25 protein-coding genes are annotated in these 23,719 nt (G+C 76.6%); 9 read left to right on the top strand and 16 right to left on the bottom strand.

Annotated elements, in window-relative coordinates; all coding sequences use genetic code 11:
- Nucleotides 1–32 precede the first annotated feature (32 nt).
- Nucleotides 33–851, bottom strand: a complete 819-nt coding sequence (locus tag IEX99_RS05670; RefSeq protein WP_188899052.1) for a hypothetical protein — start codon at nucleotides 849–851, stop codon at nucleotides 33–35.
- Nucleotides 852–914: 63 nt separating this feature from the next.
- Here IEX99_RS05670 and purM point away from each other — a divergent pair, with 63 nt between their 5' ends.
- Genes purM through IEX99_RS05655 form a run of 3 tightly spaced genes read left to right on the top strand, consistent with a single transcriptional unit; the run spans nucleotide 915 to nucleotide 2,886 of the window.
- On the top strand, nucleotides 915–1,991 hold the full coding sequence (gene purM / locus IEX99_RS05665; RefSeq protein WP_188899051.1) for a phosphoribosylformylglycinamidine cyclo-ligase: 1,077 nt from the start codon (nucleotides 915–917) through the stop codon (nucleotides 1,989–1,991).
- Nucleotides 1,991–2,659 carry a phosphoribosylglycinamide formyltransferase gene (purN, locus tag IEX99_RS05660; protein WP_188899050.1) on the top strand — a complete coding sequence of 223 codons (669 nt, stop codon included), beginning with the start codon at nucleotides 1,991–1,993 and terminating at the stop codon, nucleotides 2,657–2,659. Before purM ends, purN begins: the two co-directional genes overlap by 1 nt.
- Nucleotides 2,660–2,715: 56 nt before the next feature.
- Nucleotides 2,716–2,886 carry an aa3-type cytochrome c oxidase subunit IV gene (locus IEX99_RS05655; RefSeq protein WP_229677831.1) on the top strand — a complete coding sequence of 57 codons (171 nt, stop codon included), beginning with the start codon at nucleotides 2,716–2,718 and terminating at the stop codon, nucleotides 2,884–2,886.
- Between the two features lie 137 nt (nucleotides 2,887–3,023).
- Here IEX99_RS05655 and ndk read toward each other — a convergent pair whose 3' ends face one another.
- Entirely contained in the window at nucleotides 3,024–3,449 is a 426-nt protein-coding gene (ndk, locus tag IEX99_RS05650; protein ID WP_188899049.1) for a nucleoside-diphosphate kinase, read from the bottom strand.
- A 136-nt stretch (nucleotides 3,450–3,585) separates the two neighbouring features.
- Between ndk and IEX99_RS05645 the strand changes: the two genes are divergently transcribed.
- Together IEX99_RS05645 and IEX99_RS05640 are read left to right on the top strand one after the other, a co-directional pair.
- The gene (locus IEX99_RS05645; RefSeq protein ID WP_188899048.1) at nucleotides 3,586–5,466 is read left to right on the top strand and encodes an ABC-F family ATP-binding cassette domain-containing protein; all 1,881 of its coding nucleotides are present in this window, start codon (nucleotides 3,586–3,588) and stop codon (nucleotides 5,464–5,466) included.
- Between the two features lie 294 nt (nucleotides 5,467–5,760).
- Entirely contained in the window at nucleotides 5,761–6,345 is a 585-nt protein-coding gene (locus IEX99_RS05640; protein WP_188899047.1) for a hypothetical protein, read from the top strand.
- Nucleotides 6,346–6,375: 30 nt separating this feature from the next.
- Here the strand turns inward: IEX99_RS05640 and IEX99_RS05635 are convergent, their stop codons facing one another.
- The 5 genes from IEX99_RS05635 to IEX99_RS05615 all read right to left on the bottom strand — a co-directional run bounded on the left by IEX99_RS05635 (nucleotide 6,376) and on the right by IEX99_RS05615 (nucleotide 11,930).
- Nucleotides 6,376–8,175, bottom strand: a complete 1,800-nt coding sequence (locus IEX99_RS05635; RefSeq protein ID WP_188899046.1) for a thiamine pyrophosphate-binding protein — start codon at nucleotides 8,173–8,175, stop codon at nucleotides 6,376–6,378.
- 51 nt (nucleotides 8,176–8,226) lie between these two features.
- Nucleotides 8,227–9,276: an ABC transporter ATP-binding protein gene (locus IEX99_RS05630; RefSeq protein WP_188899045.1), complete on the bottom strand. Its 1,050-nt coding sequence runs from the start codon at nucleotides 9,274–9,276 to the stop codon at nucleotides 8,227–8,229.
- Nucleotides 9,273–10,325: an ABC transporter ATP-binding protein gene (locus IEX99_RS05625; protein WP_188899044.1), complete on the bottom strand. Its 1,053-nt coding sequence runs from the start codon at nucleotides 10,323–10,325 to the stop codon at nucleotides 9,273–9,275. Before IEX99_RS05625 ends, IEX99_RS05630 begins: the two co-directional genes overlap by 4 nt.
- A 172-nt stretch (nucleotides 10,326–10,497) precedes the next feature.
- Nucleotides 10,498–11,289 (bottom strand): hypothetical protein, encoded by a 792-nt coding sequence (locus tag IEX99_RS05620; RefSeq protein ID WP_188899043.1) that lies wholly within the window; start codon nucleotides 11,287–11,289, stop codon nucleotides 10,498–10,500.
- Nucleotides 11,286–11,930, bottom strand: coding sequence for a TlpA disulfide reductase family protein (locus IEX99_RS05615; protein WP_229677830.1), 645 nt, complete (start codon nucleotides 11,928–11,930; stop codon nucleotides 11,286–11,288). Before IEX99_RS05615 ends, IEX99_RS05620 begins: the two co-directional genes overlap by 4 nt.
- 56 nt (nucleotides 11,931–11,986) lie before the next feature.
- On the opposite strand from IEX99_RS05615, the gene argH reads away from it, so the two are divergent.
- Together argH and IEX99_RS05605 are read left to right on the top strand one after the other, a co-directional pair.
- On the top strand, nucleotides 11,987–13,408 hold the full coding sequence (gene argH / locus IEX99_RS05610; protein WP_188899042.1) for an argininosuccinate lyase: 1,422 nt from the start codon (nucleotides 11,987–11,989) through the stop codon (nucleotides 13,406–13,408).
- Nucleotides 13,405–13,545, top strand: a complete 141-nt coding sequence (locus IEX99_RS05605; RefSeq protein ID WP_188899385.1) for a hypothetical protein — start codon at nucleotides 13,405–13,407, stop codon at nucleotides 13,543–13,545. The genes argH and IEX99_RS05605 overlap by 4 nt, the downstream gene beginning before the upstream one ends.
- Nucleotides 13,546–13,580: 35 nt before the next feature.
- Here IEX99_RS05605 and IEX99_RS05600 read toward each other — a convergent pair whose 3' ends face one another.
- From IEX99_RS05600 to IEX99_RS05560, 9 genes are all read right to left on the bottom strand, one after another.
- Nucleotides 13,581–14,330, bottom strand: coding sequence for a trypsin-like serine peptidase (locus IEX99_RS05600; protein WP_188899041.1), 750 nt, complete (start codon nucleotides 14,328–14,330; stop codon nucleotides 13,581–13,583).
- 409 nt (nucleotides 14,331–14,739) lie between these two features.
- Nucleotides 14,740–15,138: a copper chaperone PCu(A)C gene (locus IEX99_RS05595; protein WP_229677829.1), complete on the bottom strand. Its 399-nt coding sequence runs from the start codon at nucleotides 15,136–15,138 to the stop codon at nucleotides 14,740–14,742.
- A gap of 304 nt (nucleotides 15,139–15,442) precedes the next feature.
- Nucleotides 15,443–15,928: a hypothetical protein gene (locus tag IEX99_RS22655; RefSeq protein WP_188899039.1), complete on the bottom strand. Its 486-nt coding sequence runs from the start codon at nucleotides 15,926–15,928 to the stop codon at nucleotides 15,443–15,445.
- Nucleotides 15,925–16,914 carry a tetraacyldisaccharide 4'-kinase gene (gene lpxK, locus IEX99_RS05585; RefSeq protein WP_188899038.1) on the bottom strand — a complete coding sequence of 330 codons (990 nt, stop codon included), beginning with the start codon at nucleotides 16,912–16,914 and terminating at the stop codon, nucleotides 15,925–15,927. Before lpxK ends, IEX99_RS22655 begins: the two co-directional genes overlap by 4 nt.
- Before the next feature lie 8 nt (nucleotides 16,915–16,922).
- Nucleotides 16,923–18,302 (bottom strand): 3-deoxy-D-manno-octulosonic acid transferase, encoded by a 1,380-nt coding sequence (locus IEX99_RS05580; RefSeq protein WP_229677828.1) that lies wholly within the window; start codon nucleotides 18,300–18,302, stop codon nucleotides 16,923–16,925.
- Nucleotides 18,303–18,380: 78 nt separating this feature from the next.
- Nucleotides 18,381–19,106 carry a lysophospholipid acyltransferase family protein gene (locus IEX99_RS05575; protein ID WP_188899037.1) on the bottom strand — a complete coding sequence of 242 codons (726 nt, stop codon included), beginning with the start codon at nucleotides 19,104–19,106 and terminating at the stop codon, nucleotides 18,381–18,383.
- A gap of 402 nt (nucleotides 19,107–19,508) precedes the next feature.
- Complete coding sequence (locus tag IEX99_RS05570; protein WP_188899036.1) at nucleotides 19,509–20,876, bottom strand: pilus assembly protein TadG-related protein; 1,368 nt, start codon at nucleotides 20,874–20,876, stop codon at nucleotides 19,509–19,511.
- A gap of 144 nt (nucleotides 20,877–21,020) precedes the next feature.
- Nucleotides 21,021–21,299 (bottom strand): hypothetical protein, encoded by a 279-nt coding sequence (locus tag IEX99_RS05565; protein ID WP_188899035.1) that lies wholly within the window; start codon nucleotides 21,297–21,299, stop codon nucleotides 21,021–21,023.
- A 311-nt stretch (nucleotides 21,300–21,610) separates the two neighbouring features.
- Complete coding sequence (locus tag IEX99_RS05560) at nucleotides 21,611–22,435, bottom strand: SDR family NAD(P)-dependent oxidoreductase (RefSeq protein WP_188899034.1); 825 nt, start codon at nucleotides 22,433–22,435, stop codon at nucleotides 21,611–21,613.
- Between the two features lie 130 nt (nucleotides 22,436–22,565).
- On the opposite strand from IEX99_RS05560, the gene IEX99_RS05555 reads away from it, so the two are divergent.
- Nucleotides 22,566–23,318 carry an SDR family NAD(P)-dependent oxidoreductase gene (locus tag IEX99_RS05555; protein WP_188899033.1) on the top strand — a complete coding sequence of 251 codons (753 nt, stop codon included), beginning with the start codon at nucleotides 22,566–22,568 and terminating at the stop codon, nucleotides 23,316–23,318.
- A 60-nt stretch (nucleotides 23,319–23,378) separates the two neighbouring features.
- Complete coding sequence (locus IEX99_RS05550; protein WP_188899032.1) at nucleotides 23,379–23,717, top strand: c-type cytochrome; 339 nt, start codon at nucleotides 23,379–23,381, stop codon at nucleotides 23,715–23,717.
- Nucleotides 23,718–23,719 lie beyond the last annotated feature (2 nt).

The following is a 23,719-nucleotide window of genomic DNA, read 5'->3' as shown; positions in this document are numbered from 1 at the left end:
CGCGCGCCGTGGCAGGGGCGGCGGCCGCGGGCTCAATACCCTCGGGCAAGGCCGACCTGCCAGCCCGCGCCCGTCGGCCCCGCGCCCGGGGCGAGCGCCACGCCGGCGCCGTGCAGCAGCCCCTCGGCCGCCGCCACCGGCACGGCGCGCAGGCCGAGCCGCAGGCGCGCCCCGTCCACCGAGATCGCGACGATGTCGAGGCGCGCCACCTCGGGCGCCGCCATCAGCCTGCGGCGCAGCTCCAGCCATTCGCCGAGCGATTCGAAGCGCGCGACCGCGTCCACCGTCGCAACGGCCGGCCCGAGGGCCCGCCGCATCGCCCCCGGATCCGCCGCCGCCGTGCCGCCGAAGCCGCCGCCGACGGCGTTGCCCGTCACCGGCCCGACGCCGGTCTGCGCGCGGACGCGGCCGGGGTTGAAGTTGACCGTGAGGCGCCCGCTGTAGCGGGTCGGCGTCGTCCGTTCCTCCTCGATGATGATCGAGTCCACGAGTCCCTCGATCTGCGCGTCCGAAAGGTTGCGCGGCGCGCCGATCTCCGCGGCCAGGCGCTCCCACGCGGCGCGCCGCCCGGCGGCGAGCGCACGCTCGCGCGCCACCACGCCGTCGGCGGCGGTCGCCTCCGCCGGAACGCCGCGCTGGACATAGGGGTTCGCCGTGCGCGGCGCCACCGCCGCCTCGCCGCCCGGCGCCGGGTCCTGCGCCCGCAGCGGCCGCGCGCCGGGCACCGCCGCCGCCCAGCAGAGCAGCGCCGCGACCGCCGTCGCCGCGCTTGCGCGGCCGAGGCGCGCGTGGTGATTTCCGCGCCGCTCCCAAACCCGCCACCGCACCGGGATCCGGGCCAGTTCCCGCATCGCCTCCCTTTCCTTCCGCGCCGCGCCGCGACACACCTTGCCCATAGCCGATCGGAGGCCGTCATGACCAGCCTGACCTACCGGGACGCCGGCGTGGATATCGCAGCGGGCGAGGCGCTGGTGGAGGCGATCGGGCCGCTGGCGCGCAGCACCGACCGGCCGGGAACGATGGGCGGGCTCGGCGGTTTCGGCGCGCTGTTCGACCTGCGCGCGGCGGGCCTGCGCGACCCGATCCTCGTCTCCTCGACCGACGGGGTCGGGACCAAGCTGCGCCTCGCCATCGAGGCCGGCCGGCACGACACGGTCGGCGTCGACCTGGTCGCCATGTGCGTCAACGACATCGTCGTGCAGGGCGCGGAGCCGCTGTTCTTCCTCGACTACTTCGCCACCGGCCGGCTGCGCGTCCCCCAGGCGCGCGCGGTGATCGCCGGCATCGCCGAGGGTTGCCGCCAGGCCGGCTGCGCCCTGGTCGGCGGCGAGACGGCGGAGATGCCGGGCATGTACGCGGCCGAGGACTACGACCTCGCCGGCTTCGCCGTGGGCGCGGCGGAGCGCGAGCGGCTGCTGCCGCGGCGCGACCTCGCGCCCGGCGACGCGGTGCTCGGCCTCGCCTCCTCCGGCGTGCACGCCAACGGCTTCTCGCTGGTGCGGCAGGTGGTGGCGCGGGCCGGGATCGGCCTCGACGCCCCCGCGCCCTTCGCCGGGGGCGCGACGCTCGCCGAGGCCCTGCTCGCGCCGACGCGGATCTACGTGCGGGCGGTGCTCGCCCTGCACCGCCGCGGCCTGCTCAAGGCGGCCGCGCACATCACCGGCGGCGGCCTGCCGGGCAACCTGCCGCGCGTGCTCCCCGCCGGCATCGAGGCGAGGCTCGACGCCGCCGCCTGGCCCGTGCCGCCGGTCTTCGCCTGGCTCGCCGAGGCGGGCGACATCGCCCCCGACGAGATGCTGCGCGTCTTCAACTGCGGCATCGGCATGGCACTGGTCGTCGCCGAGCCCGACCGCGCCGAGGCCGTGCGCGTCCTCGAGGCCGCGGGCGAGCGCGTCTTCGCCATCGGCCGCCTCGCCGCCGCCCCCGGCCCGGCGGCGCTGCGCGTCGACAACCTGGCCGGGACCTGGCCCCGCGGCGCCGGCGCCGCGTGATGCCGGCCGCGCCTCGCCGCCGGGTGGCGGTGCTGATCTCCGGCCGCGGCTCCAACATGCGGGCGCTGCTCGCGGCGGCGCGCGACCCGGCCTATCCGGCGGAGATCGCGCTCGTGCTCTCCAACCGCGCCGACGCCGCCGGGCTCGCCCACGCGGAGGCCGCCGGCGTCCCGGCCGCGGTGGTCGAAAGCCGCCTCTTCCGCGGCGACCGCGAGGCGTTCGAGCGCGCGCTCGACGCCGCGCTCGCCCGCCACGGCATCGAGCTGGTCGCGCTCGCCGGCTTCCTGCGCGTGCTGACGCCCTGGTTCGTGGCGCGCTGGCAGGACCGGCTGGTGAACATCCATCCCTCGCTGCTGCCGGCCTTCCCCGGCCTCGACACCCACGCACGCGCGCTCGCCGCCGGGGTCCGGCTGCACGGCTGCACGGTGCACCTGGTGCGCGCCGAGGTGGACGCCGGCCCGATCCTCGCCCAGGCCGCCGTGCCGGTGCTCGCCGACGACACGCCGGAGACGCTCGCCGCGCGCGTGCTGGCGCAGGAGCACCGCATCTATCCCGCCGCGCTGGCCTGGCTCGCCGCGGGCCGCGTGCGGGTGGAGGGATCGCGCGCCGTGATCGCCGGCGCCGGCGGCGCGCCCGCCGCCGCCCTCGCCAACCCCTTGCCGGAGTAGGCGCCACTCCCTAGAAGCGACGCGGACGATCCGCGCGAGGACCGACCGAGGAGCCCATGGCCGCCGACCCGCACCACACGACGACCACCGCCGACGCCCCGCCGATGAGCGACGCCGAGCTGCTGGCCGAGCGGCAGGAGACCTGGAACCGCTTCTGCCGGTTCGTGACCTGGTCGATCGTCGCCACGGCGACGGTGCTGGCGCTGCTCGTGATCTTCGTCGCCTGAGGCGGGCGCCGCAGGGCCGCGCCGCCGCGGCCCCGCCCGAGCAGAACGCGGACGGCCGGGACAGCCGCGAGCGCGCGGCGGCCCGGCAAACGGCGAGCGAGAGCCGCTGCAGCGAGCGCGGCCGAGCGAAAACGGCTCTAGCCGACGATCTCGATCTCCGAGAAGAAGAAGGCGATCTCGCGCGCGGCGTTCTCCGCGCTGTCGGAGCCGTGCACGGAGTTCGCCTCGATGTTCTCCGCGAACTCCTTGCGGATCGTGCCCGGCGCGGCCTTGGCCGGGTCGGTGGCGCCCATGATCTCGCGGTTCCGCGCCACCGCGTCCTCGCCCTCCAGCACCTGCACCACGACGGGGCCCGAGGTCATGAAGGCGACGAGGCCGCCGAAGAACGGGCGCTCCCGGTGCACGGCGTAGAACGCCTCGGCCTGCTCGCGCGTCAGGCGGATGCGCTTCTGCGCGACGATGCGCAGCCCCTGCTCCTCGAACTTCGCGTTGATCCGGCCGGTGAGGTTCCGGCGGGTGGCGTCCGGCTTGATGATGGAGAGGGTGCGCTCGACGGCGGCCATCGGGAGATTCCTTCTTCGCGGTCGCGACACGGACAGGCGCGGGCCGGATAGGGGCGGACGGGGTGGGACGCAAGCCCTCCGGCGCCCCGCGCGCACCCCTTCGCCGCGGCGGGCCGAGGCCCTATGAGGCGGCCCGATGACCGTCCTCGCCATCCGCGACCTGACCATCCGCATCGCCGGCCGGCCCCTGCTCGAGGGCGCCGACCTCGCCGTGGACCCCGGCCGCAAGATCGGCCTGGTCGGGCGCAACGGCGCCGGCAAGTCCACCCTGCTCCGCGCCATCACCGGCGAGGTCCAGCCCGACGGCGGCGAGATCCGCCTCGCCGCCCGCGCGCGCCTCGGCCACGTGGCGCAGGAGGCGCCGGCGGGAACGGCGAGCCTCCTCGAGACCGTGCTCGCGGCGGACGAGGAGCGCGCGGCGCTCCTCGCCGAGGCGGAGCGGCAGCCGGAGCCGGCCCGCCTCGCCGAGATCCACGACCGCCTGATCGCCATCCGCGCCGACAGCGCGCCCGCCCGCGCCGCCGCCATCCTCGCCGGCCTCGGCTTCGACGCCGCGGCGCAGGCGCGCCCCGTCGGCGGGTTCTCCGGCGGCTGGCGGATGCGCGTGGCGCTCGCCCGCGCGCTGTTCCTCGAACCCGACCTGCTGCTGCTCGACGAGCCGACCAACCACCTCGACCTCGAGGCGGCGCTGTGGCTGGAGGGCTGGCTCGCGCGCTTCCCCGGCGCGGTGATCCTGGTCAGCCACGACCGCGGCCTGCTGGAGCGCGTGCCGGACGCGATCGCGCATCTCGACCGCGGCCGCATCGCGCTCTACCCGGGCGGCTTCGGGAATTTCGCGCGCGTCCGCGCCGAGCGCCTGGCGCAGCAGCGGGCGCAGAACGAGCGCGTCGCCGCCGAGCGCGCCCGCATCCAGGCCTTCGTGGACCGCTTCCGCGCCAAGGCCACCAAGGCGCGCCAGGCGCAGAGCCGGCTGAAGGCGCTGGAGCGCCTGCCGCCGATCGAGGCGGTGGTGGAGGACGCCCCGGTCCGCTTCGACTTCCCCGAGCCGGCCGACCTGCCGCCGCCAATCCTCGCCCTGTCGCGCGCCGCGGTCGGCTACGACGGGCGCGCGGTGCTGCGCGACCTCGACCTGTGGCTCGACCAGGAGGACCGCGTCGCGCTGCTCGGCGCGAACGGCAACGGCAAGTCCACCCTGGCGAAGCTGCTCGCCGGCCGCCTCGATCCCATGGCCGGCGAGCTGCGCCGCGCCCCGCGGCTCAGGGTCGGCTACTTCGCGCAGCACCAGACCGAGGAGCTCGACCCGCGCGGCACGCCGCTCTCCCACATGCGGGCCGCCCTGCCGCGCGCGACCGAGACCGCCTGCCGCGCCCAGCTCGCCCGCTTCGGGCTGGACGCGGACCGCGCGGAGACGGAGGTGGCGTCGCTCTCCGGCGGCGAGAAGGCGCGCCTCCTGCTCGCGCTCTGCACGCGCGAGGCGCCGCAGCTCCTGATCCTCGACGAGCCGACCAACCACCTCGACCTCGACGCGCGCGAGGCGCTGGTCAAGGCACTGGCCGAGTTCCGCGGCGCGGTGCTGCTCATCACCCACGACCCGCACCTGGTCGAGCTGGTGGCCGACCGGCTCTGGCTCGTCGCCGACGGCACGGTGCGGCCGTTCGACGGCGACCTCGACGAGTACCGCGCGCTGCTCGCCGAGCGCGCGCGCGCGGCCGCGAACGGCAACGGCACGAAGCCCGACGCCGCGCCGACCCGCGCCGATGCGCGGCGCGACCGCGCCGAGACCCGCGCCGCGCAGGCGCCGCTGCGCGCCCGCGTCAAGGAGATCGAGGCGCTGCTGGAGCGGCTGGGCCGCGAGGCGGCGCTGATCGAATCCAGGCTCGGCGACCCCGCCACCTACGCCCGCTTCAAGCCCGAGGACATCGCCTGGGCTGGCACCCGCCGCGCCGCCATCGCCAGGGAAGTGGAGGCGCTGGAAGCCGAGTGGCTGGAGCTGCAGGAGCGGCTGGAAGCGGCGTGAGCGGCGGCCCCGCCCACCTTCGCCGCCTTCCAGCGTGCGCAGGTGCGGCGCTGGGAGGAGCTGGTGGCGCTGACGGGCATCCCGCTGGAGGGCTGACCGGCGCCGCGGCTGTGATTCGCCCTGGCGCATACGACGTTCGCCTTTTCGGACGCGCGGCTGCCGGCTCCCCTCACGGAAACGCGAGTGAATTGCGTCCCGCTTGGCAATCATCTAGCCTAAGAACGAAAAGGTCTGTACTGGCGTGCAAACCGGCCGCTTGCCAAGCAGCCGAACCCGAAAACCGGGAGGCGACGGATGGCCTTGGGGCGTGGAACGGCGGCGGCGGTGGTCGCCGCGGTCGCGGCGGATCCGGGTTGCCGCGAGGTGATCGACAGCGCACTCGGGCGCATCGCGGGCCGCTTCGGCTGGGCGGGAGGCCTGCGGAACCTCGGCTTCATCGCCCAGAACGCCGCCACCCTCCTCGGTGCGAGCTACGGCGCCTCGCTGATGGCGCAAGGCGGCAGACCCGTCGAGGGCGGGCGGTTCTTCAACGAGGTCCAGAAGGAGACCGGCACCCTCTTCAGCCTCAACACCACCGACGAACAGGCCCGTCTGGTCTGCACCGGCATCGCTGCCACGACCGCGGCGGCGATCAACAAGGCGCTGCGCACCGCCAAGCCCGGCTCGAGCCTCGCCCTCGTCGCGCGCGCCGACAGCCACGACCGGCAGGGGACGACGACGGCGCACACCGCGACCGGCATCTGGATGCGAGACAAGTCGTTCCACGTCTTCGACTGGCACGCCACGCTGCAATCGGACAACCCGATGCTGTACGCTTCCGACGCCGCCTTCAGCGCCGGTGACGGCGTCTTGTTCGCCGTCTTCAACGGCTTCCGCTGACGGCCGACGGTCCCGCAGCGGGGTGGCGCGTCAGCGGTTGCGCGGCCCGATGCGGCGCGGCGCCGGCCCCGGCGTGCCGCCATGCGCCGCCGTCGCGGCGGCCGCCCCCGCCGGGGGCTTCGCCGCCGTCTCCGCGGCCCTGCGCGCCTGCTCGCGCAGATCGGCGATGGTGGCGCGGTTGGTGATCTGCTCGGGGTTCATCACCAGCTCGATCACCGCCGGCCGGCCGCTCTCGACCGCGCGCCGGAAGGCCGGCACGAGGTCCTCGGTGCGCTCCACCGTCTCGCCGTGGCCGCCGAAGCTCTCGATGAACTTGGCGAAGTCGGGGTTGGTCAGCGCCGTGCCGGAGACGCGGCCCGGATAGCTGCGCTCCTGGTGCATGCGGATGGTGCCGTACATCTGGTTGTTGAACACCAGGATGATCGGCGCGACGGCGTGGTGGAAGGCGGTCGCGATCTCCTGGCCCGTCATCAGGAAGCCGCCGTCGCCGACGAAGCAGACCACCGTGCGCTCGGGATGGACGATCTTCGCCCCGATCGCCGCCGGCACGCCGTAGCCCATCGCGCCGTTGGTCGGGCCGAGGAAGTCCTGGCCCTCCGCCAGGTGCATGAAGCGCGTCGGCCAGGTGGCGAAGTTGCCGGCGTCGGTGGTGAAGATGGTGTCCGACGGCAGCACCTTCTCCAGCGCCTGCAGCGCCACGGCGAGGTTCAACGGGCCCGCGTAGTCCGGCGCCTTCGCCTGCTCGAGCCGCGCCGCGCGCGCCTCCTTCGTCCAGCCCGACCACGCCGGGTGCCTCACCGGCGGCGTTTCCGCGGCCAGCCGCGCGAAGGCGTTGAGGTCGGAGACGATGCCGAGCGCCGGGCGATAGACGCGCCCGATCTCGCCCTGCTCGGGATAGACATGGACGATCGGCGTGCCGTGGCCCGCCATGTCGAGCAGCGTGTAGCCCTGGCTCACCGGCTCGCCGAGGCGGGTGCCGATGGCGAGGATCAGGTCCGCCTCCTTCGCCCGCGCCACCAGGCCGGGATCGGCGCCGACGCCGAGGTCGCCGACGAAGTTCGGATGCGCGCCCGGGAACAGCCCCTGCCGGCGGAAGCTCACCGCCACCGGCAGGTCGTTGGCGACGAGGAATTCGCGGATGGCGGCGCGCCCCTCCGCCGTCCAGCGCGAGCCGCCGAGCACGGCGAGCGGCCGCTGCGCCTTCGCGAGCATCGCCATCAGCCGCGGCATCGCCTCCGGCGCCGGGTGCGGCGGCAGCACCGGCGCGGGGCCGATGTCCGGCACGCTCGCCATCTCCTTCTGCATCTCCTCGGAGATCGCGACGACGACGGGCCCCGGCCGGCCGCTCACCGCCACGTCGAAGGCGTGGGCCATCAGTTCCGGAATGCGCGCCGCGTCGTCGATCTGCGTCACCCACTTGGCGAGCGGGGCGAACATCCGGCGGTAGTCCACCTCCTGGAAGGACTCGCGGTCCGTCTCCCCGAAGGGGATCTGGCCGACGATCAGCACCAGCGGCGTCGAGTCCTGGTACGCGACATGCACCCCGATGCTGGCGTGGCACGCCCCCGGCCCGCGCGTCACGATCGCCACCCCCGGCCGGCCGGTCAGCTTGCCGTACGCCTCGGCCATGTGCACCGCGCCCGCCTCGAAGCGGCAGGTGACGAGGGTGATGCGGTTGCGCACCGCGTAGAGCCCGTCGAGCAGGTCGAGGTAGCTCTCGCCCGGCACGCAGAAGGCATGGGTCACGCCCTGCGCGACCAGCGCGTCGGCCAGCAGCTTGCCTCCTGGGCGCGGCGCGTGGTGCGCCGCCCCTCGCCTCGTCTCCGGCATGCGATCACTCCCGCGGAACCGCGCGGAGGCTAGCGCGCGGCGCGGCGCGCGTCACCCCGTGCGCGCCGCCGGCACGGGCTCCGCCGGGGCGCCGTCGGCGACGCGGATGCACCGCGCCATGCGCCCCGGCGCCGGACGGCGCGGCGCCGGAACGGCGGCGAGGCACGCCGCCTCCGCCTCGGCGCAGCGCGGCGCGAAGGCGCAGCCCGCCGGCAGGCGCTCCAGCGAGGGCGGCGCGCCGGGGATGGTGGTCAGGCGCGTGCCGCGCAGCCCGGCATGCACGGTCGCGCCGAGCAGGCCCCTGGCGTAGGGGTGCAGCGGCGCCGCCATCAGCGCCCCGACCGGCCCCTCCTCCACCACCCGCCCGGCGTACATCACCGCCACCCGGTCGGCGATCTCGCCCGCCACGCCGAGGTCGTGGGTGACGAAGACCACGCCCATCCCCAGCTCCTCCTGCAGCCGTCGCAGCAGCAGCAGGATCTGGATCTGCACCGTGGCGTCGAGCGCCGTGGTCGGCTCGTCCGCGAGCAGCAGCCGCGGCCGGCAGGCGAGCGCCACCGCGATCATCGCCCGCTGCCGCAGCCCGCCCGAGAGCTCGTGCGGATAGGCGGAGAGCCGCCGCCGGGCCGAGGGGATCTGCACCAGCTCCAGCAGCTCGAGCGCGCGCGCCTCGGCCGCGGCGCGCGAGACCCCCTCGTGGCGCCGCACCGTCTCGGCGATCTGCCGGCCGATGGTGAAGACCGGGTCGAGCGCGGTCATCGGCTCCTGGAAGATCATCGAGACCACGCCGCCGCGGAAATCCGCGAGCCGGCGCTCGTCCATCGCCAGCACGTCCTCGCCGGCGACCTCGACGCTGCCGCCGACGCGGGCGGCGCGGGGCAGCAGGCGCATCAGCGCGCGCAGGCTGACCGACTTGCCGGAGCCGGATTCGCCCAGGATGCACAGCACCTCGCCGGCGGCGAGGTCGAGGTCCACCCCGTTCACCGCGTACACGGTCGCCTCGCGCGAGACGAAGCGCACCGTGAGGTCGCGCACCCGCACCAGCGGCGCGCCGTTCGCCGCAGGCCGCGCGGCCTCCGCCGTCGCCGCCGCGCCGCTCACGCCGCGAGCCTCCCGGCCCGGGAATGGCCGCTGCCCGGCAGCGCCATGTGGCACGCCGCCTCGTGCCCGCCGCCGAGATCGGCGAAGGCCGGCGCCCGCTCCGCGCAGACCGGCTCGGCGAAGGGGCAGCGCGTGCGGAAGCGGCAGCCGGAGGGCGGGTTGACCGGGTTCGGCGGATCGCCGGTCAGCGGCGGCTCGGTCCGCCGCCGCGCCGGGTCCATCGAGGGCCGCGAGGCGAGCAGCGCCTGGCTGTAGGGATGCGCCGGCCGCTCGTAGATCGCCTCGACCGGTCCCTGCTCCGCCACCTGGCCCAGATACATCACCAGCACGCGGTCGGAGACGTACTGCACCACGTTGAGGTCGTGGCTGATGAACACGTAGGTCAGCCCGAACCGTTCCTTGAGGTCCATCAGCAGGTTCAGCACCTGCGCCTCGACGCTCTTGTCGAGGGCGGAGACCGGCTCGTCCAGCAGCACCAGCCGGGGATGCAGCGCCAGCGCGCGCGCGATGTTGACCCGCTGCCGCTGCCCGCCGGAAAGCTCGTGCGGGTAGCGCCGCGCGAACTGCGCCGGCTCCAGCCCCACCGCGGCCAGCAGCTCGTGCGCGCGCTCGCGCGCCTCGCGCGCGGGGACGCCGTGCACGCGCGGGGCGAAGGCGATGGTGTCCTCGATCGGGAGGCGCGGATTGAGCGAGGCGTAGCTGTCCTGGAACACCATCTGCACCTGGCGGCGGTACTCCTTCAGCGGCATGCCGCCCGCGCCGGTCGCGCCGACCGCCTCGCCATCGAACACCATCGTGCCCGCGTCCGGGTCGAGCAGCCGCATCAGCAGGCGCGCCGTGGTGGACTTGCCGCAGCCGGACTCGCCGACGATGCCGAGCGTCTCGCCCTTGCGCACGGCGAAGGAGACGCCGTCCACCGCCCGCACGGTCGCCACCTGCCCGCCGAAGAGGCCGCCGCGGATCGGGAAGTGCCTGCGGAGGTCGCGGACCAGCAGGAGCGGCTGCGCGGGGCCGCCGCGGTCGGCGCGATGCGTCGGGGTCTCGTTCATGCCGCCCAACGGAGCAAACGCGCCCCCGCCCGCGCAAGGGGCAAGTTCGCGCCGCAGCGCGCCGGCGCGCCGGGGAGTGCCCGCGGCGCGGGCGCCATGCCCGGCGGACGGGCAGGCCTGCCGCCGTCCTGGCCGCGCGGCGCCGGTGCGATGCGCGCCCCGCCGCGCCGCCTCACGCCGCGGCCGGCGCCGGCAGGAACCACACCGCGCGGGCGAGGGCGCGCAGCCCGCCATCGGCGCCGAACACCGCCGTCCCCGCGAAGCGCCGGCGGCCGCCCGCTCCCGCCTCGCCCGCGATCGGCCAGCCCAGCACGACGCAGGGCTCGCCGATGCGCACCGCGCCCATGCGCCGCGCGGTGATGCGCCCGAGCAGCATACCGGCCGACCGTTCGGCCCCCTCCCCCTGCGGCATCACCGCGAAGGCGCCGGGGCAATCGAGCGCCGCCCAGACGAATTCCGGCCGCACCCAGGCGCCCTCCGCCCCGGCGATCGAGCCGTCGGGCACCCAGGGCGCGGCGACGATCCGCCCCTCCGCCGCCGCCGCCGCATCGAGCGCGCCGGCGAAGATGCGCAGCCCGTCCCCGACGGCGCGCGAGGGGCCGCAGACGAAGCAGCCGCTCACGCCGTGCCGGCGGAAGCCGACGAAGCGCCGCGCCGCCGCTTCCGCGGCCTCGCGCGGCGGCGGCCGGGGCAGGGGCGGCGGGGCGAGCGACGCCCCCGGCACGAGACGCGCCTCGGCCAGGCAGGTCGCCGCCTCGTCCAGCAGCCGCGCCGTGCCGGGCTCCTCCCCCGCGACGACGCGCAGCGCCCGCGGCGCGAGCGGCACCGGCCGCCGCAGCGTCACCTCCACCGCGGCGTCGCCCGCCGCATCCTCCAGCGCCGCGGCGAGGCGCCCGGCGACATAGCCGCCGTTCCCCGTGCCCGGCGGGCCGCAGAAGCGGGGCGCGATGGTCAGCGTCGTCATGCCCGGCTCACGCCCCCGCCGGCGCGCCGGTCCGCCGCGCGACGGCCGCCATGCCCTTCGGCATCCCCGCCCGCACGGCCGGCCGGCTCCGCGCCGATGCCGGTCAGCCGCCGCACCGCCGCGACGAATTCCGGCGCGTCCCATGCCGCCGCCCCCTCCAGCCGGGCGCGCTCCATCCCCGCGCGGTCCACCAGGATGGTCGTCGGCACGCCGCGCACCCCCGCGAGCCGCGCCGCCGCGCCGCGCGGATCGAGCCAGATGCCGAGCCGGCGGATCCCGAGGCGGCGGTAGAACGCCTCCACTTGCGCCCTCCCGCCCCGGTCGGAGGACAGCGCGAGCACGACGAACCCCTCCCCCGCCAGCGTCTCCGCCAGTCGGTCGAGCGCCGGCATCTCGGCCACGCAGGGCGCGCACCAGGTCGCCCAGAAGTTCAGCAGCACGCCCTGCCCGGCGAAGCGCGCCAGGGTCTGCGGCGCGCCCTCCTCGTCCAGGAAGCCGAACCCTTCGGGCAGCGGGCGCGGCGGCTCGGTCTCGCGCAGCCTGCCGAGGCCCTCCGGCGCCTCGGCGCCGCGGCCTTGCCGCGCTGGGAGCGCGACCGCTAGGGTCCCGCCGCCGGCCGCCAGGGCCAGGGCCGAGATCACCGCTCGGCGGGTCGGACCACGACGACGACGCAGCAGCACGGAAAGCACCTCCCCACGTGACCAGCCCGGACGCGACCCCAGGACGCGGCGAGAGCCTCGCCAACCCGCAATGGGGCGGCCGCTTCGCCGAGGGCCCCTCGGCCATCATGCGCGCGATCAACGCCTCGATCGGCTTCGACCGCAAGCTCTGGCGCCAGGACATCCGCGGCAGCCTCGCACACGCCGCCATGCTGCGCCATGTGGGCATCCTCTCCGCCGAGGACGAGGCGGCGATCCGGCGGGGCCTCGAGGACATCGCGCGCGGCATCGAGGCCGGGGACTTCCCCTGGGACGAGGGCCTCGAGGACGTCCACATGAACATCGAGGCGCGGCTCACCGAGGCGATCGGCGAGGCCGGCAAGCGCCTGCACACCGCGCGCAGCCGCAACGACCAGGTCGCCCTCGACCTGCGCCTCTGGGTGCGCGACGCCATTGACGGCCTCGCCGGCCAGGTCGAGGCGGTGATGCGCGCCCTCGTCGCCCGGGCGGAGGAGCACGCGGCGACCGTGATGCCGGGCTTCACGCACCTGCAGCCCGCGCAGCCGGTGACGCTCGGCCACCACCTGCTCGCCTATGTCGAGATGCTCGCGCGCGACCGCGGGCGCTTCCGCGACTGCCGCGCGCGGCTCGACGAGTGCCCGCTCGGCGCCGCGGCGCTCGCCGGCACCAGCTTCCCGATAGACCGCCACATGACGGCGGCCGCCCTCGGCTTCGCCGGCGGGCCGATGCGCAACAGCCTCGACGCCGTCGCCGCGCGCGACTTCGCCGCCGAGTTCCTCTTCGCCTGCGCCATGTGCGCGACCCACCTCTCGCGCTTCGCCGAGGAGGTGGTGCTCTGGACCAACCCCTATTTCGGCTTCGTCCGGCTCTCCGACGCCTTCACCACCGGCTCCTCGATCATGCCGCAGAAGCGCAACCCGGACGCGGCGGAGCTGGTGCGCGGCAAGACCGGGCGCATCACCGGCGCCCTGGTCGGGCTGCTGACCGTGCTGAAGGGCCTCGCCCTCGCCTATTTCAAGGACCTCCAGGAGGACAAGGAGGGCGTGTTCGACGCCGCGGAGAACCTCGCCCTCTGCCTCGCCGCCGTCGAGGGCATGGTGCGCGACATGCGCCCGGACGCGGCGCGGCTCGCGCAGGCCGCGGGCGCCGGGTTCTCGACCGCGACGGACCTCGCCGACTGGCTGGTGCGCGCGCTCCGCATGCCGTTCCGCGACGCCCATCACGTCACCGGCCGGCTGGTGGCGATGGCGGAGGCGAAGGGCTGCGACCTCGCCGGCCTCTCGCTCGCCGAGATGCGGAGCGTGGAGCCGCGCATCACCGACGACGTGTTCTCCGTGCTGACGGTCGCGGCCTCGGTCGCCTCGCGCACCTCCTACGGCGGCACGGCGCCGGCGAACGTCGCCCGCATGGCGGCGGAATGGAAGGAGCGGCTGGCATGAGGGGCGCGGCGGCGCGCGCGGCGATGCTGCTGCTGGCGGCGGCGGCGCTGCTCGCCGCCTGCGGCCGGGTCGGCCCGGTGCGCCCGCCGGGGCCGCCCGATCAGGTCACCTACCCCCGCACCTACCCGAGCCGGTAGAGCGGATCGCGACCGGCCGCACGCACCGGCTCCGCTCAGGGGGGCGGCAACGGTCCGATCGCCCCGGCCGGAACGGCGTGGCCGCGCGCGCCGTCGGCCGCCACCGCGACGGCGACGCCGGCCACGGCCCATTGCCCGTCCGGCCCGCGCGCCAGGAGCGGCGCGCCGCTCGTGCCGCGGGTCGCGGCACAATCATGCACGAGCAGGGCGTGGCCGCCGGGGCCGCGCTCGATGCCGAGGGCATGGCACCCGGTGGCGGCGAGCAGCACCTCCGGCCGGTCCTGCTGGTAGCCGGCGAGCATCAGCGGCGCGCCCGGCGGGGGCGGATCGCCGAGCAGGGCCAGCGCGTGTCCCGCGGGCGCGACCTCCCGCTCCAGGACGAGCAGCGCCCAGTCGGCGCCCGCCGGGCCGGGCCGGACCGGATCGGGCGCGAAGCCGGGGCCGATCGCGTAGGCGCCGACCTGCGCATGCGCGGTCCAGGCGCCGAGGTGATAGCCGAGCAGGAAATGCACCGAACCGGGCCGCACCATCCCGGTGCGCCCGCGGTTCATCAGGCAGTGCGCGGCGGTGAGCACCAGGCGCGGGCCGATCAGCGCGCCGGTGCAGCGGCGGCCGATCCCGGTCTGCACCCGGCCCAGGGCGCGCCACGGCGCGGCGCCGCGCTCGCCGACCGGCCGGCGCGGGTCCTCGGCGCCAACGCCCGGCCGGAGCACGCCCGGCGGCGCGATCCGCATGTCCTGCGCCCGCGCCGGAGCGGCGGCGGCGAGGAGCGCCGCGGCGAACACCGCCCACCCCAGACGGTGCGCAGGCCGGAACCGCTGTTCCGGCCCGCCGTCTCCGCTCCGGTCCGCCTCGGCGTGCCGCCCCGCCGGCGAGTTCGGCGACAGGCGCCGCCGCGCGGCGCCCGCGCGTCTCGCCGCGGCGGCGCTCAACTCGTCGGCGGCGCCGGAGCCGGGCTGCACCGCGTCGGGCGCGGCATCGGCGTCTGCGGCGCCGGGCTGCGTGGCGGCTCGGATTGCTGCGCGAGGCGCGGCGGCCGCGCCGCCTCCGTGGCCCCGGGCCGATCCGGAGGGGCGCCGGGCGCGGCGGCGCCCGCAAGCAGCGGCAGCGCCGCGAGCGGCAGGAGGGAACGGAGCATGGGTCGTGCCTCGCCTCGTCCGATGCCTCCACCCTCGCGGACGCCGCGCCGCGCCGTCAATGCCCGTGCGGGGCGCCGCCGGGCATGGCGGCGGCCGGCCCGCGTGCTCCGGCCGCCATCACCTCGAGCTCGACCGTCAGGCTGCCCCCGCGCTCCAGGGTCAGCGTGACCGGCACGCGCTCTCCCTGACGCAGCGGCCGGTTCAGTCCGATCAGCATGAGATGCAGGCCGCCGGGCGCGAGCCGCACCTCCTCGCCGGGCGGCAGCTCGATCGCCGGCACCGGGCGCATGCGCATCACGTCGCCCTCGCGGATGTGGGTGTGCAGCTCGACGACGCGGGCCGCCGGGCTGCTCGCCGCGATGATGCGGTCGGCCGCCGCGCCGCGGTTGCGCAGCGCCATGAAGCCGGCGCCCGTCCCCCCCTGGGAAGCGGCGCGGGTCCATGGAGCGGACACCTCGACCTCCGGCGCGGCCTGCGCGGGGGACGCGGCGGCCGGCGCGAGGAGGCCGGCGATGCCGGCGGCAAACGCGACGAGAAGGCGGCGGCGAAGGGGCATGGCAGGGTGGGTCCCGGGCAGGGGGCCGCACAGGCGCGGCATCGGACGGACGGGGCGGGGGCGCGCCACGGCGCGCGCGCGCCGGGCGGAAGGGGCTGCGGTCATGATGGAAGCGTTCTCCTCTCCACTCCTGGCGGATGCCCGACCGGGCCGCGCGGGCAGGGGCTCCGCGGCGCGGCCGGCCGGGATCGGGGGCGTCGGGTCAGGAGAGGGGCGGAGGCGGCGCCCGCGGCGCCCCCGGCCGGAGCGGCGGGCGCGGCGGCGAGGCGGTGGCCGGATTCGGCACCCAGGCGAGCCCCGCCGGCCGGCAGTCCGTGTCGGGCAGGACGCTCCCCTCGGGGACGCCGGGACAGGGGGGCTGCGGCACGGCATGGCACGCCAGGCTGCATCCCTCCTCGCCGGGCCGTCCGCCGCCCGGCTGGGGATCGGGCGCGCCGTCGGCCTGCGCATGGTCGGCATCCCGGCGCAGGCCCTCCGGCCCGCAGATCGCGGCGGCAAGCAGCGTCCGCGCCGCCCTGTCCGCCGCATCCGCAGCGCCGGCCTGGCGGAGCACACCGAGGCCGAGGACCGGCGCCAGCGCCCCCTGCAGCACCACCGCAAGGGCGAGGGCCGCGCCGAACGCCAGCCGCCGGCAGCCAACCGCCGCGCGGCGCGGCGCCCGCGCCGGCCGCTGCGCGGCGCCGGTCACGCCGGCACCGGCACCCGCGCGGCGTGCGGCTCGAGAAGCTGCTCGATCTGCGCCGGCTCCTCCCATTCGAGGCGCACCGTCAGCACCGTCACGCGCGCGCGGAAGGCCGGGGGGATGCGGACGAAGTCCTTGCGCGTGGTCACCGGGATGGCGCGCAGCGCCTCCGCCTCCGCGAGCAGGTCACGCATGTCGCCGGCGTCGTAGGGGTAGTGGTCGGCGAAGGCGAGCCGGCCGGCGATCACCGCCCCCGCCTCCTGCAGGGTGGCGAAGAAGCGGCGCGGATTGGCGATGCCGCAGAAGGCGAACACCGGCTGCCCGGAGAGCGCCTCGGCCTCCGGCCCCGGGCGGAGCCGGGCCCGCAGCACCGGCAGGCCGGGCGGCAGCCGGGCGAGCGCGCCGCTCTCGTCCGCCCCGATCAGCACCGCCGCCTGGCAACGCGCCGCCGCCGCCGCCACCGGCTCGCGCAGCGGCCCGGCGGGAATGACGCGGCCGTTGCCGAAGCCGAAGCTGCCGTCCACGATGAGCAGCGAGAGGTCCTTCTCCAGCGTCGGGTTCTGCAGCCCGTCGTCCATCACGATCGCCTGCGCGCCGGCCGCGACCGCCGCCTGCGCGCCGGCGGCGCGATCCGCGGCCACCCAGGTCGGGCGCTCGGCGGCGAGCAGCAGCGCCTCGTCGCCGACCGCGCGGCTGTCGTGCTGCGCCGGGTCCACGCGCACCGGCCCCTTGAGACGCCCGCCATAGCCGCGCAGCAGGAAGTGCACCGCCACGCCCCGGTTCGCCAGCCGCCGACCGAGGTCGAGCGCGACCGTCGTCTTGCCCGAGCCGCCGGCGGTGGCGTTGCCGCAGCAGATCACCGGCACCGGGGCGCGCCAGCCGCGACGCGCGACACGGCGCGCGGTCGCCGCCGCATAGAGGCTGGCCAGGGGCGAGAGCAGCAGGGGGAGAAGTCCCCTGCCGTCCCCGCTCCAGAACTCGGGGGCCCGCATGGCCTTGGTCAGTCCTTCTCCGTCGTCCCGTGCGCCGCCAGGGTCTGGCCCGCACCCCGGTCGGCCCGCGGCGGCAGCAGCTCGGCGAGCGCCTCCGCGACGCGGTCCGGCAAGCCCGCCTGATCGGCGGCGACCGCGGCGGCGGCGGCCGCCATAGCCTGTCCGCGGCGCGGTTCCCTTAGCACGGCGGCTGCCTCGCGGGCCAGCGCGGCGGCGAGGTCGGGTCCGGGGGCGAGCTGCACCGCGCCGCCGGCGGCCAGCAGCCGCTCCACCGGCTCGGCGAAGTTCCAGGTGTGCGGCCCGAGCAGGATCGGGCAGCCGAGTCGCGCCGGCTCCAGCGGGTTCTGCCCGCCGTGGGGCACGAGCGACCCGCCGACCAGCGCCACCGAGGCGAGCCGGTAGAACAGGCCGAGCTCGCCGAGCGTGTCGGCGACATAGACCGCGGTGGCCGGCCCCGGCTCCTGTCCCGCCGCCCGGCGCGCCACGCGCAGCCGCGGCGCCTCGGCGTGCCGCCCGACCAGCCCGTCCGCCTCCAGCGCCACCGCCTCGCCGCGCTGGGGGTGGCGCGGCACCAGGATGGTCAGCAGCCGCGGATAGATCGCGGTGAGGCGCCGGTGCGCGACCAGCGCGAGCGCCTCCTCGCCCGGATGGGTGCTGGCGGCGAGCAGGATCTCCCGTCCCGCCGTCAGTCCGCGCAGCCGCTCCAGCTCGGCCGGGTCGGCCGGCAGCGGATCGGCGGCGTATTTCAGGTTGCCCCAGCACGCCGCGCGCGGGGCGCCGAGCGCGGCGAGCCGCCGCGCGACCTCGTCCGACTGCGCCAGCACGAGGCGGAACGCCCCGAGCAGCTCGCGCGCGAGGCCGGGCGCGCCGCGCGCCCAGAGCCGCGCCGAGCGCGGCGACAGCCGCGCATTGACCAGGGCGAGCGGGATGTCGCGCCGGCGGGCCGCGGCGATCAGGTTGGGCCACAGCTCGCTCTCCACGAACACCCCGGCGTCGGGCCGCCAGGCATCGAGGAAGCGTGCCACCCAGGCCGGGACGTCGAGCGGCGCGAACCGGTGCCGCACCCGCGGCGCCAGCGCGGGTCGCAGGCGTTCGGCGAGCAGTCCCGCAGAGGTGACGGTGCCCGTGGTGACGAGGAAGGCGAGGTCGGGCAGCCGCGCGGCGAGGGCGTCCATCAGCCGCAGCACGGAGAGCGTCTCGCCGACGCTCGCCGCGTGGATCCAGAGCAGGCGCCCGGGCGGGCGGGCGCCGCCGGCGCAGCCGCGCCGCTCGCCGAGGCGCTCGGCGATCTCGTGTCCCGCCCGGGCGCGCCGGCGCAGGTAAAGCGGCAGCAGCGGCGCGGCGAGCGTGCCGGCCGTCCGCCACAGCAGCGCGGCCGGCCCGGTCACCGCCGGCGCCCCCGGCGCGGGAAGAGGCGCCCGACCGCCTGCGCGGTCATCGCCCGCCGCTCCTCCGGTCCGGCCCGCTCACGGCACGACGCTCCGCCAGGGCGTGCTGGGCACCGCGATGGGGTCGGCGACCGCGGCGTCAGCGGCCTCGCAGGCGGCGGTCAGTGCCGACTCGATGGCCGGCAGCGCCGCGGCGGAGGCGTCGCGCGCCACCGTGATCGGCGCCCCGATCGCGAGGACACCCCGGCCGAACGGGAGCGGCAGCACCATGCGGTCCCAGGTCCGGCGCAGCACCCGGCGGTTCGACGTCGCCGCCGCGACCGGCAGGACCGGCGCGCCGGAGAGCGCGGCGAGCTGCGCCACGCCGGGCGCGGCCACCCGGCGCGGGCCGCGCGGGCCATCCGGCGTGATCACCACCACCTCGCCCGCGCGCAGGGCGCGCAGCAGCTCGAGCGTGCCGGCGGTCCCGCCGCGCGAGGACGAGCCGTGCACCATGGTCACGCCGAAGCGCCCCACCACCCGGCCGATGAGGCGCCCGTCGCGGTGGCGCGAGACCAGCACGCGGGGGGCGAGCCCCGCCTGCGGGAACAGCCGCCGCGCCAGCACCGCGAAGGCCGGGACCAGCGCCAGCCGCTCATGCCAGAAGGCGAGGATGACCGGCATGCGCTGGCGCAGGAAGGGCAGGCCATGCCCCTCCCCGACCACGGACCAGCGCGTGGTGCGGATCACGAGCGAGAGGTAGTGGCCGAGCGACCAGGCCAGCACCGCCCGGGCGGCGGGATGGCGGGTCAGCCGCCGCAGCATCGATGGCGTTCCATGCGAGCGCCGCCCCTAGCACGTCACCGGCTATGGCGGAACGGCCCGGGATGCGGCGCGCCGGCCGCGCGCCGAAGAGCCGGGTCGGCGCGGATCGGTCGGGGCGCGGCCATCATCCCGTCCATGGACCGGCCGCCCGCGCGGCTGATGCGGCGCGAGACTCGGCCGGGGGGCGCCGGCGCAGGAGCGTGCCCCGCGGCGAAGCGTCGCGAGCCAGGGGGCACCGCCGGCACCATGGCGATCGCCGCCCGGCGGCCCGGCGCGGGCGGCCTGCGGGAACGGGCGGGCCGCGCGCCGCCTCGGGGCGCGACGACGGCGCCGCCCCCGGCCGTCCGGCGGCGCGGCGCGGCCGCGCGCGAGGAGCGGCGAGGCGGCGCGGCCGCGGGCGGCCTATCCGAGCAGCCGCGGCAGCCGCCTGCGCGGGATCGGCGTGCCGAGTTCGGGGCACTTGGTGATGTTCACGTTCGTCACGCCGTTCCCCGACAGGTCGATCGTCCCGCCGATCAGCACCGTGCACTCGGAGGGGCTGACCTGGTCGCCGCCATTGTATCGGACATAGGCGTTCGGAAAGTACATGCCGCCCTCGAGCACCGAAAGCGCGCCGCCGTTCATCTGCACCGCGGGGTTGCCGCTGTTGTTGTTGTGCGCCCGCGGGTCGCGGAAGAACAGGACGCCCCGGTAGTCCATGTCGGAGCGCGGGTTGCGCGGGGCCATGATCCGGATGTCGGCGGTGGCGTTGATCTTCGGCCCGCCGATCTTGGTCACGTCGGTGCCGGTGAAGACGATGGTGATGCCCTGGCCGTCGCGGCAGGCGCGGCCGCCGCTGTCGAGGCAGCGCACCACGCCGCTCTGCACGCTGAAGGAGGCGTGGTGGAGGTAGTAGGTGCCCGGCCGCATGTTCAGGGTGACGCCGCCGGTCACCGAGATGTCCTTGCAGTAGGCCCGGCCGCCGTTGTCCTCGTAGGGAAGGATCACCCCCGAGCTCGGCGGGTCCATGCAGGTCGCGTTCGCGGTGGAGAAGGTCGGCAGCACCTTCGAGTCGAGGTAGCGGAACACGTTCTCGAGCGGCGGCGCGTGGCGGGAAGGCGGCTGCTCGAGCGTGACCAGGCCGTTCGAGCAGCCCGAGCAGCCGCCGGCGCTGTAGAGCGAGAAGGCGGTGACCGTCGCCGTGTTCCCCACCTGGATCGCGTCCGCCGCCGTGCTGTTGGAGGCGAGGAGGCAGGCCGGGCCGGCCGTGGTGCTCCTCCCTGTCATGATCAGCGGCCCGGTCAGCGCCAGCACGCAGGCGTCGGTCGTCAGCGCCAGCGAGGCGACGGCGCGCGCCGAGACCGTGACCTCCCGGTCGAGCAGGAACCGCGATAGCCCGAGCGGCTGGACCTGCTCGATCAGCACCTCCACCACGGCGGGGTCGCCGGCGTGGGGTCCCTCGGCGGGCGGCGTCGCGACCGTCACGGTGGTCCGGCCGTCGTTGGCGAAGCCGTTGCGGCGGGCGACGTCGAGGCCCATCTCGACCGCCCCCTGGGCGCCGCGGCCGTAGGAGAGCGCGATCGCCGCCGCCATCGCCGCGCTGTCCGCCGCCGAGACGGCGCTGCGTCGCGCGAGCTGCCAGGCGCCGCCGTCCACCGCGAGGGCGGCGAGGCCGAGCAGGGCGCTCATGCTGCCGCCGACCATGAGGCTGCTGACCCCCCGGCGGTCGCGCAGCGCGTGCCGGATCCGGCGCGTGAAGGCGGCGGTTCGCCTGCCGATGGTACCTTTCATCCCGGGTCTCTCCGCAGCATCGGCCTGGGGGCCCCCGCCGGCCATGACGGGGCAGATGGCGGGGCGGGCGGCGACGCAACCACGCGCCTTCCGCCCGCCTCGCGGTTCGGTCCGGCCAGGTCCGTCGTCCCGGCCGCGACGGGGTCAGGTGGCGGGCGCCGCGTCGGCCCAGCCGTGGCGCGCGGCGGGCTCCCCCGTCCTGGGGCCCGGGCGCACGGCGTTGCGCCGGAGCCTGCGCCGCTCGCGGAGATGGAGCGTGACGCCGGCGGCGGCCGCGGCGCAGGCGGCGAGGAGGAACAGGATGGCGGTCGGGGTGCCGTCGGGCCGGATGACGGCCCAGGGGACGCCGACGCCGGCAAGCGCCGAGGCGAGGAGCACGAGCTTCTCGGCCCCCGAGAAGCGGAAGGGCTGCGTCGGGTTCATGGCCTCGTCCTCTCGTTCTGGACAGGCCGAAAGATAACGAACTCGTGAGCAGACGACAACCACAGAACTTCGTAGTGCAAAAGTATTAACGGTTCGGCATTTCGGCTTTCCAATTTGATGGAAAGCATTTTCCATGTTTCCTGGGCCAGGCAGCAATCTGACACAGAATTGAACGAATGTTGATTTGGTCGCCTGCCGGGGGATCTCCCGCGCAGAGGCGGACAATTTCCTCTCTTTTGTGCATCTTCGGAGCGTTTTTGGGACGCTCGCGGCCCGGCGGGCCGCGCCCGTGGCCAGGCGCCGCGCGGGCCCTACAGCGGGTTCACCGAGTGTCCGCCGTCCACCGTCAGCACCGCGCCCGTCATGTGCGCCCCCGCCTCGGAGGCGAGCAGCAGCAGCGGCCCGGTCAGGTCCTCCGGCCGGCCGAGCCGGCGCTGCGGGATCCGCCGGATCATCGCCTGGCCCGGCTCGGAGGCGAAGAACGCCGCGTTCAGCGGCGTCGCCACGTAGCCGGGCGCCAGCGCATTGGCGCGGATGCCGTGGCGCGCAAGCTCCACCGCGAGCTGCCGCGTCAGGTGGATCAGCCCGGCCTTCGCCGCGGTGTAGCCCGCGACCCCCGCGATCACCCGCTCGCCGAGCACGGAGGCGATGTTGACGATGGCGCCCGGCCGCCGCGCCGCCACCAGCCGCCGCGCCGCCTCCTGGGCGACCAGGAAGCAGCCGCGCAGGTTGACGTCGAGCACCGCGTCCCAGTCCTCGGGCGTCTGGTCCAGCAGCGGCTTCGTGACCGCGACGCCGGCGTTGTTGACGATCACGTCGCAGGGCGCCCCGAAACGCGCCTCCGCCGCGTCGCACGCCGCGGCGATCGAGCGCGGGTCGGTCACGTCGAGCGGCACCGCCAGCGCCCGCGCCGCCCCGAGCTCGGCGGCGAGCCCGGCCAGGGCGTCGGCCCGCCGCGCCGCCAGGACCACGGCCGCGCCCGCGGCGTGCAGCACGCGCGCGAAATGCGCGCCGAGCACGCCGGAGGCGCCGGTCACCAGCGCCCGCCGGCCGGCCAGCGAGAACAGCGCCGCCGCCGCGCCCGCCTGCGGCGGCGACGGTGCGGCGCCCGATGCGGCGGATGGCTCGTCGGTCATGGCGACGCCAGGGGAGCACCGCCCCGCGCGTCCGGCAAGGCCTCCCCCGGCACCCCCCGGAAGCCGCCGTGTGACACGCGCGGCGGCCGCGTCTAGGCTGTCCCCGCCGATCCCGGAGGGAGCCGAGGCGATGGCGCAGCAGCGCGGGCGGGTGGTGCTGGTGACGGGCGCGCAGCAGGGCATCGGCCGCGCGATGGCCATCGCCTTCGCCGCGGCGGGCTACGACGTCGCCGTCAACTGGCTCGACGACGCCCGCGCCGCCGACGCGGTGGCGGAGGCGGTGCGCGCCCAGGGCCGCCGCGCCGCGCTGCTCCGCGGCGACGTGTCGGCGACCGCCGAGGCCGCGGCGCTCGTCGCGCGGACCATCGCCGAGCTCGGCCGCCTCGACGTGCTGGTGAACAACGCCGGCATCTTCCCGCGCGTGCCCTTCCTCGAGATGGACGAGGCCGAGTGGGACCGCGTGATCGCCGTCAACCTCAGGGGCAGCGTGTTCTGCGCCCAGGCGGCGGCGCGCGCGATGGTGGCGGCCGGCACGCCGGGCTGCATCATCAACCTCGCCTCGCGGGCGCTGTCGGGCGCGCCGCTCGGCGTGCACTACAGCGCCTCCAAGGCCGGCATCGCGGGGGCGACCCGGGCGATGGCGCTGGCCCTCGCGCCGCACCGGATCCGCGCGAACGCGATCGCACCGGGCCTGACCGACACCGCCCAGCCGCGCCACGGCCACTCGGAGGAGGAGATCCGCGCGATGGCGGCGGCGATCCCGCTCGGCCGGATCGGCCGGCCGGGCGACATCGCCGGGCTCGCCGTGTTCCTCGCCTCCGACGCGGCATCCTGGATCACCGGACAGACCTACCACATCAATGGCGGTAGCCTGATGCCCTAGCCTGCCGGCGCGCCGCGCCGGCAGGCGGGAGCGGGCACCCCGCGACGAGGGAAGCAGCCGATGCGCCTGATCCGACCCCGCACTCTGGCCGCGCTGGCCGGCCTCGCCCTCGCGGGCGCCTCGCCGGCTCTCGCGCAGACGGTCGGCGACCCGGTGGCGGGCCGGCGCATCGCCGAGGTGTGGTGCGCCAACTGCCATGTCATCGCCCCCGGCGGCCCCGGCCCTGCCACGGACGCGGTGCCGAGCCTGCCGGCCGTCGCCCAGCGCGCCGCCACGACCGAGCTGTCGCTCCGGGTCTTCCTGCAGACGCCGCACGCGAACATGCCGAACTACCAGCTCTCGCGGACGGAGACGGACGACCTCGTCGCCTACATCCTGAGCATGAAGCAGCGCCGCTGACG

This window comes from Caldovatus sediminis (assembly GCF_014644455.1).
In the GTDB taxonomy this organism is placed as follows: Bacteria; Pseudomonadota; Alphaproteobacteria; order Acetobacterales; family Acetobacteraceae; genus Caldovatus; species Caldovatus sediminis.
Note: the sequence above shows the minus strand (reverse complement) of the source record. Positions and strands in the feature narration are given on the sequence as shown.

Excerpts from the sequence above, each read along its gene's own strand:
- IEX99_RS05670 (WP_188899052.1), bottom strand. The coding sequence starts at position 851 with ATGCGGGAACTGGCCCGGATCCCGGTGCGGTGGCGGGTTTGGGAGCGG.
- purM (WP_188899051.1), top strand. The coding sequence starts at position 915 with ATGACCAGCCTGACCTACCGGGACGCCGGCGTGGATATCGCAGCGGGC.
- purN (WP_188899050.1), top strand. The coding sequence starts at position 1,991 with ATGCCGGCCGCGCCTCGCCGCCGGGTGGCGGTGCTGATCTCCGGCCGC.
- IEX99_RS05655 (WP_229677831.1), top strand. The coding sequence starts at position 2,716 with ATGGCCGCCGACCCGCACCACACGACGACCACCGCCGACGCCCCGCCG.
- ndk (WP_188899049.1), bottom strand. The coding sequence starts at position 3,449 with ATGGCCGCCGTCGAGCGCACCCTCTCCATCATCAAGCCGGACGCCACC.
- IEX99_RS05645 (WP_188899048.1), top strand. The coding sequence starts at position 3,586 with ATGACCGTCCTCGCCATCCGCGACCTGACCATCCGCATCGCCGGCCGG.
- IEX99_RS05640 (WP_188899047.1), top strand. The coding sequence starts at position 5,761 with ATGGCCTTGGGGCGTGGAACGGCGGCGGCGGTGGTCGCCGCGGTCGCG.
- IEX99_RS05635 (WP_188899046.1), bottom strand. The coding sequence starts at position 8,175 with ATGCCGGAGACGAGGCGAGGGGCGGCGCACCACGCGCCGCGCCCAGGA.
- IEX99_RS05625 (WP_188899044.1), bottom strand. The coding sequence starts at position 10,325 with ATGAACGAGACCCCGACGCATCGCGCCGACCGCGGCGGCCCCGCGCAG.
- IEX99_RS05620 (WP_188899043.1), bottom strand. The coding sequence starts at position 11,289 with ATGACGACGCTGACCATCGCGCCCCGCTTCTGCGGCCCGCCGGGCACG.
- IEX99_RS05605 (WP_188899385.1), top strand. The coding sequence starts at position 13,405 with ATGAGGGGCGCGGCGGCGCGCGCGGCGATGCTGCTGCTGGCGGCGGCG.
- lpxK (WP_188899038.1), bottom strand. The coding sequence starts at position 16,914 with ATGCGGGCCCCCGAGTTCTGGAGCGGGGACGGCAGGGGACTTCTCCCC.
- IEX99_RS05575 (WP_188899037.1), bottom strand. The coding sequence starts at position 19,106 with ATGCTGCGGCGGCTGACCCGCCATCCCGCCGCCCGGGCGGTGCTGGCC.
- IEX99_RS05570 (WP_188899036.1), bottom strand. The coding sequence starts at position 20,876 with ATGAAAGGTACCATCGGCAGGCGAACCGCCGCCTTCACGCGCCGGATC.
- IEX99_RS05565 (WP_188899035.1), bottom strand. The coding sequence starts at position 21,299 with ATGAACCCGACGCAGCCCTTCCGCTTCTCGGGGGCCGAGAAGCTCGTG.
- IEX99_RS05560 (WP_188899034.1), bottom strand. The coding sequence starts at position 22,435 with ATGACCGACGAGCCATCCGCCGCATCGGGCGCCGCACCGTCGCCGCCG.
- IEX99_RS05555 (WP_188899033.1), top strand. The coding sequence starts at position 22,566 with ATGGCGCAGCAGCGCGGGCGGGTGGTGCTGGTGACGGGCGCGCAGCAG.
- IEX99_RS05550 (WP_188899032.1), top strand. The coding sequence starts at position 23,379 with ATGCGCCTGATCCGACCCCGCACTCTGGCCGCGCTGGCCGGCCTCGCC.